Below are 6,334 nucleotides of genomic sequence, written 5' to 3' on the forward strand. Positions count from 1 at the left end.
GAGCTGGGTCGCATCCGGATACCCGGCCGCAAATCCTTTGCCATAGATCTTGCGCAAGGTACCGACCAGCGTGTTGCCGTGCTTCTTGCTGATCCCGCCATCCTTGTCCCGGTGGCGGCCATCCAGGCCGTGTTCCTTCATGTGTCTCTCCCTGCGGTGCGTCTAACGCGCCCGGACAGCGTGCGCCCAACGGAGTTGATTGGCAACGGCGTGGCGCGGGGGAGTTGAGGCGGGGTCAGGCCCGAGCGACGCTCGAACCGGCCTGCCGCAAGAGGCGGTAACCGTCCTGTCGCCTGCGTCTAGACGGCCTCGCGTTTGGACGCCGAGAACGGTGCGACTCCCAACGTCTGCGATGGATGTTCCCCGAACATCGCCAAATAGTACTGTGAAAAGCGCCCGAGTTCGTAGAAGCCCTGCTGCATCGCCACCGCTGCGATCGTCGTCGAGCCGGGAGCGCTGTCGCGCAGAATGGAGTGCACCGCGCAAAGGCGCTTGTGCCGAAGGAAGCCGACGGGGCCGACGCCGAACACCTCGTGAAAGGCGCGATACAAGGTGCGTCGCGAGATCCCTAGCGCCGCGCAAATCTCGGAGACATGTACCGGGCGCGTGCCGGCTTCGTCGAGATAGCCTTCAACCCGGCGGATGAGCCGCCTCGCCGACGGCAGCCAGCCACTGTCATCGGGCGGCATGGACGACATGACGTTGGCGGCCATGCACTCGACGATGGATCGTTTCCAGAAATCGGCAGTCGAAGCCGTCAGGGCATCATTGTGGGCGCGAAGGTGCGACATGATCTCGACAAGACGGCGTGAGGCGATCGCGCCGGTCTCGGGATCAGCCCGGAAATGGCCGCGGCTGCGCCATGTGTCGGGATCGCTCAGTCTCGCTTCGCCGCCGAACATGGACGCGACTTCATTGAGGTCGAAGCGCATGGCGGCGTAAGCGGACGCGCCGTGAAAGACGCCATCGTGCTCGACCAGCGGCGGAATCACGAGGACGTCGTTGAGCTGCATGTTGAACGACCAGTGAGCGACGCGCTCCGCGGCCGTCAGCAACATTCCGATGATGAGCTTGTCGTCGCTGGCGATGCGCTGCGTACGCATGCCGACATTGAAGGTGCCGATGCTGAGCGAGAAATCCCCGATGCCGACATGCGACAGCGCTCCGCGCATCCGACCGCGTCCGAGCTGCATGACGTCGACATGGGAGCCGTGGACGGCCTGGTGAAGACCTTCGAAGCTCTCGATCTTCCGCGAATCAACCAGAAGGACCTGCCCCATGGTCGTACTCTGTTGCTGAAGCGCGACGATTCTGCGGCAGCCGGCAGTGCCACAACGGGAAGTGGGGGGCAGGCCGATGATGTGGTGTTTTGAGGCAAATCATCGCCGAATTTGACGCGAGATCGTCGCCGCATGGCGTCGTGGATCAAACCTCAACCGTCGCTGTGGCGTACTGGCACAAACTGCACATCACAGAAGTCCGATCTTCGGATATCGTTTGCGGCCTAAGCGAAACGAATTGGAGTCGCTCTGCGGTTTGGCAGAGCGCACGTGGCGGGTTTTCGCCGCGTGCAGGATAGCGCGCGCGCAAAAAGGGGAGGAGATGCTGACGCAATACGTCGTCAGCATCTCAAGCTCTGGGCGCCAAGGAGGGGGGACCGGACAATGCGTCCAATGTGCAAGGCGATCCGCCGCAATCGACGTCTGCTGAATTCCACCCCGTAGCACCAGGTCGAATGCGCGTATCGGAGTGCCACCATGCTGCGGGCGGACCTGGATCACTGCGAGTGGCTGCCGGACGACATAAAGTCCGGCGAGATGGTGTTCATTCCCGGCGGGACCTTCCGCATGGGATCCGATCACCATTATCCCGAGGAGGCGCCAAGCCATCGCGCGTTCGTCGATGGCTTCTGGATCGATCGCACGCCCGTCACCAACAGGCAGTTCAAGAAGTTCGTTGACGCCACCGGCCACGTCACCGAGGCCCAGATCGTTCCGGATCCCAGGGATTATCCCGGCGTGCTCAGGGAAATGCTCTACGCCGGCTCGCTGGTGTTCTCGCCGCTGCCGCGCATCACGGATCTCACCAACTGGAGCCAGTGGTGGACCTTCATGCGCGGTGCCAATTGGCGCCATCCCTATGGGCCCGGCAGCAATATCAGAGGCCTCGACGACCATCCCGTCGTCCACGTCTCCTATAGCGATGCCGTGGCCTATGCGCGCTGGGCCGGCAAGGATCTGCCGACGGAGGCGGAGTGGGAGTTCGCCGCGCGCGGCGGTCTGGACGACGAGGAGTTTGCCTGGGGCGATGCACTGATGCCGGGCGGCAAGCACATGGCCAATATCTGGCAGGGAAATTTCCCTGTCCAGAATCTCGGCGAGGATGGGTTCGAGCGTACCTCGCCGGTCATGGYCTTCCCGCCGAACGGCTACGGCCTTCACGACATGATCGGCAATGTCTGGGAATGGACCTCGGACTGGTGGTCGGCGCGGCACGTGGCCGACGCCGCAAAGCCCTGCTGCATTCCGAAAAATCCACACGGCGGCCGCGAGGATGCGAGCTACGACCTCGCCCTGCCGGACATCCGCATTCCACGCAAGGTGCTGAAGGGCGGCTCGCATCTCTGCGCGCCCAATTATTGCCGGCGTTACCGTCCCGCCGCGCGCCATGCCGAGCCGGTCGACACGTCGACCAGCCATATCGGATTCCGCTGCGTGACGCGCGGACCTGTCGTCATTCGTCACGACCAGGAAGGGTCTGTTGCCGGATAGGAGAGTATCGAATAGAATTGCGGTGACTGCACCGGAATTCGCCGCGTGCCCGCTACATCCCCGCCGGTCATGACTTCCTTCGATAGAGAGCAAACCGGGTTGATTCCTCGGTGCGTTCGAACTGGTCCAGCAGGATGCGTTCCACCATCTCCTTCAGCCAGTCATACTCATAGGTCGCGCCGCGGTCCAAAATGAAATGATCCGTGCCAGCAAAGCTCCGAGTCACATGTTCCGGGCTGAACGTATCCCGGAATGGAAGGAAGTAACTCTTGGGTGCTCTGCCAAGCGCGACAAGGACGAGCCAATCCTGGTCGGACAATAACAACATGCGACCATCGCGTGGGACGACCTTGTTGACCAGGTCGACGTCGCTGCTATCGAGAGAAACCTTTACCTTCCCAGCTCCTCGGCCCAACTTCAGCCTGGCGATGCTCGGATATTGCCAATACGACCGCAGCCCGATCGTCACGCCCTGTTGACGATCCTGCGCGCTCAGAAGCGCGGCGACCGAGAGCACGGCCGTTGCCGCCAACGATAGCGCAGGGATGGCCAGCGAAGTCGTTCGGCCGAGGACAGCGCGGAATGCCGACCGGCACCACCACGCGCAAACCGCAAGATAAGCAAAGGCGTTTTGTTGCCACACCGCGTCAAGGGACCGGTTCAGCCACTTGGCCATGAACACCAGCGCGACGAGGGAGAGTACCAGAAGATACGCACGCTCGATGGAGCGGCACTTGGCCCACGTCCCTGCAACGCTAACAGCTGTGCCTATGGCCATCGCTGGAAAGATCAACTGGTAGAATGTCCCAAATCCGGGACGCCAGTTCATCGTCACCGCTACCCAATTCGAGACGCTGTGCAGACCGATCGGCGCGAGCAATACGTGCAAGAAGTCCATCGAAAGAACGGCCGAACCGAACGCAGCGACGAACAGTGCGGACAGGATGACAACAGACAGTCCGGTGAATGCCGCGACTTCCCAAGGCCAGCGCCTTTCGAGCACCCGCACCGACAAGACCGCGCAACCCACAAGCCAGGTATAAATCCCAGTCTCCGTGTTCCAGAAGATCGAGATTGCGCAGACGGTGGATAGCGCCGCCAATAACCAAGCTGAAGGTTGGACCAGGAAACGCGCAAGAATGCCCGTGGCAATGAACACGAACATGTACCTGATGGCGAGGGCGGACGGTCCGTTGAATGCTTCGCCGTCGCCGTATTGACAGAGCGCAAGAAATACGACGGCCAGGAGAAACGGCAGTGCTCTGCTCTGGAAGAAGTCGCGCAGCACCCAGTAAGCCGACAGGTGGTAGATCGCGAGACACGCGGCAACGAAAGCGACATAGAGCAAATACAGAACGTTTGCGTCGGCCCGGAGGACCAGACCGAACAAGTAGGGCGGTCCGTATCCGTAGAAGGACAGGAAATCGCGGCCAGGCACTAGGCCATCTGCAAATTGATAGAGCGCCGGCCCGACGAGGAACGATACGGCGTGAGGATTGGCCGACGCCTCCGCAGCCAAGCGCTGCACGCTCAAAGGCAGGGTTAGGGCGAGCAGTGCCGTGATCAGGGCAGCGTCAACCCATCTGAATTCGAAAAGGTCGATCGACCTGCATTCCTGGTCGCCCTTGATGCTGGTGTGGATCGGGATGCGCTTCACGAAGGGAACGAAGATCGCGCCGACCGCGACGGCCAGCGCGACCATCCGAAATCTCTGCTGGAATGCGTCCTGTAGGAATGCCTCCAGCGCGATGACAATTGCCAGCGCGGAGACGTAAAACAGGATCAGCGAATAGCCTTCGAAGAACTTCCGGAGCCTGAGTGCCGCAAAGGCCGAGACGAAGCCGAACACATAGAACGAGACGTAGAAGAGCTTCTCGGCACGTTTAATGGCTGCGCTGTCCGCGAAACCCAAATGGACGACCGGAAAATCCTGCGCGAGATTTGCGCCCAGGTCCAGCTTGGTCGCGCTCAAGGTCAGGTAGGCAACAATGCCGGCCGCAACAGCGCCGACACATGCCCCCCACACCGCAAAGCTCTGAAATCGCCAGAGGCTCAATTCTGATCCTGTCGCCGGCTTGACCAGATGCGAACGTCTGATTGCGGGGCCAGCCGCCATTGTTCTTGCTTTCATTTCTGCGCCTTAACCCGACGTCGCCTGCGCCAGGATAACGGGAACTGCCGGCGCAAAGAAAGTTCGCGGATGACGTGCTTGGGATGACGCGGACGGGCCAGGCAGCTTGATGCGGAAGGAGCGGGTGGCCATTCGGTGCACTGTCACGGTGATACCCGCTCAGGCCCGCCGGTTGACGCTGGCGGGCCTGGCACTCCCGGCGCTCTGATCCGCAATTGAACCGGCAGCCGGGAGCATTGGGGGCTGGAAAGCCAGCCCTGCCATGTTCGCCCCTAGGTGACAATGCGTAGAAACTCGAATTCCGGTAGTTGTACGGAATCCATTTTCGGAACGGGGTGTTCTACTGTGTGAACACCGGCGAGATTTGAGCACCAACTTTTTGTTTGTCCGGGATGGCCGCAGTGGGGGCTGGAACCACCCTGCGGCCTTTCCCGCTAGGCCGATGCTTCAACGGATGATCCTGTACCCCTTCGTCATCCTGCGCGTCGGTTCGAGCTTCCCGTGGTTCAGCGCGCGGACGGAATAGACTGTATTCCCCTATTGYTCATTGATTCATGGAGCCCRCATGATTACGGCSGCCAGATGCAAGGAACTCGCAAATCAYTACAAGGCCATTTCTTCCAATCTCGATATTTCCGAAAGCCGGGCCTTTGTCCTGAGGAACATCGCCAAGAGCTTGACCGGTTTGGCCGGTCAACTGGATCGGCTTGAGGCGCTGACGAGAGACGAAGAGACCGTAAAATAAGGCCGCCGCTTGGCGTGCCGGTCAGCTCGAATATGAGGAAGCATTCGTCTGGGGGGCTCGCAAAAATCGGCCCCAACTCCGAGGCTGGCTTGAAGCTGAGGCCGAGGCGCTGGACCGTTCGAGGCYTCGCACGGCCCAGGGCCTGAACATGCGACAAGAACAGCGCTCGAGCCATCGCGCAGTGGGCTTACCTCCGATTTTCCGAGTGTCCGAATTTCCCGAAATGGCTGCGCGAAGGACCGCCTCGCCTCGATCGCATCTGCCTGGATCTGGCAGGGCAGGCGGTCATGCCGGGGGGAAGCGCCGGGCTCGAGCTCATGGCGGGCAACGACCGGGCCGCGATCCTGGACGAGCGGGTCCGCAATCGTTTTGCCGTCACGGTTGGCGCGCCGGGGTTTCTCGATAGGTTCGCAATTCGCCGTAAGCCATTGATTGTGTTGGCGAGCGCGCCGGGGCCCGAGCCCGGGACCCCGTGATTAGTCTTGGAAATTGGCCTGAAAAATCAATGGCGGCGAGTACAAGCCCAGCACCTCTGACGCGCGATCATGGGCGCGAAAAGGGGGCTTTGCAATTTCGCCCATCTCCTAGCTGTGAACCCGTATCGGATTGCGGCGGGACGGACGGCGCATCAGATGATGCCGGGCAGTTGCTCGATCGGAACCGATACGATGCGCTCCATTCTGGCCG

The 6,334-nt window shown here is 61.2% G+C and carries 3 protein-coding genes; 1 reads left to right on the plus strand and 2 read right to left on the minus strand.

Annotated elements, in window-relative coordinates; genetic code table 11:
* Positions 1 to 299 precede the first annotated feature (299 nt).
* The gene (locus tag ACXJL8_RS30580; RefSeq protein ID WP_456618923.1) at positions 300 to 1,280 is read right to left on the minus strand and encodes a helix-turn-helix domain-containing protein; all 981 of its coding nucleotides are present in this window, start codon (positions 1,278 to 1,280) and stop codon (positions 300 to 302) included.
* Between the two features lie 477 nt (positions 1,281 to 1,757).
* Between ACXJL8_RS30580 and ACXJL8_RS30585 the strand changes: the two genes are divergently transcribed.
* A complete protein-coding gene (locus tag ACXJL8_RS30585; protein WP_456686127.1) occupies positions 1,758 to 2,771 on the plus strand; it encodes a formylglycine-generating enzyme family protein in 1,014 nt (337 codons plus the stop codon).
* A 67-nt stretch (positions 2,772 to 2,838) separates the two neighbouring features.
* Here ACXJL8_RS30585 and ACXJL8_RS30590 read toward each other — a convergent pair whose 3' ends face one another.
* Positions 2,839 to 4,902, minus strand: coding sequence for a hypothetical protein (locus ACXJL8_RS30590; RefSeq protein WP_456686128.1), 2,064 nt, complete (start codon positions 4,900 to 4,902; stop codon positions 2,839 to 2,841).
* Between the last annotated feature and the right edge of the window lie 1,432 nt (positions 4,903 to 6,334).

The organism is Bradyrhizobium sp. P5_C11_2 (assembly GCF_054049755.1).

Excerpts from the sequence above, each read along its gene's own strand:
- ACXJL8_RS30580 (WP_456618923.1), bottom strand. The coding sequence starts at position 1,280 with ATGGGGCAGGTCCTTCTGGTTGATTCGCGGAAGATCGAGAGCTTCGAA.
- ACXJL8_RS30590 (WP_456686128.1), bottom strand. The coding sequence starts at position 4,902 with ATGAAAGCAAGAACAATGGCGGCTGGCCCCGCAATCAGACGTTCGCAT.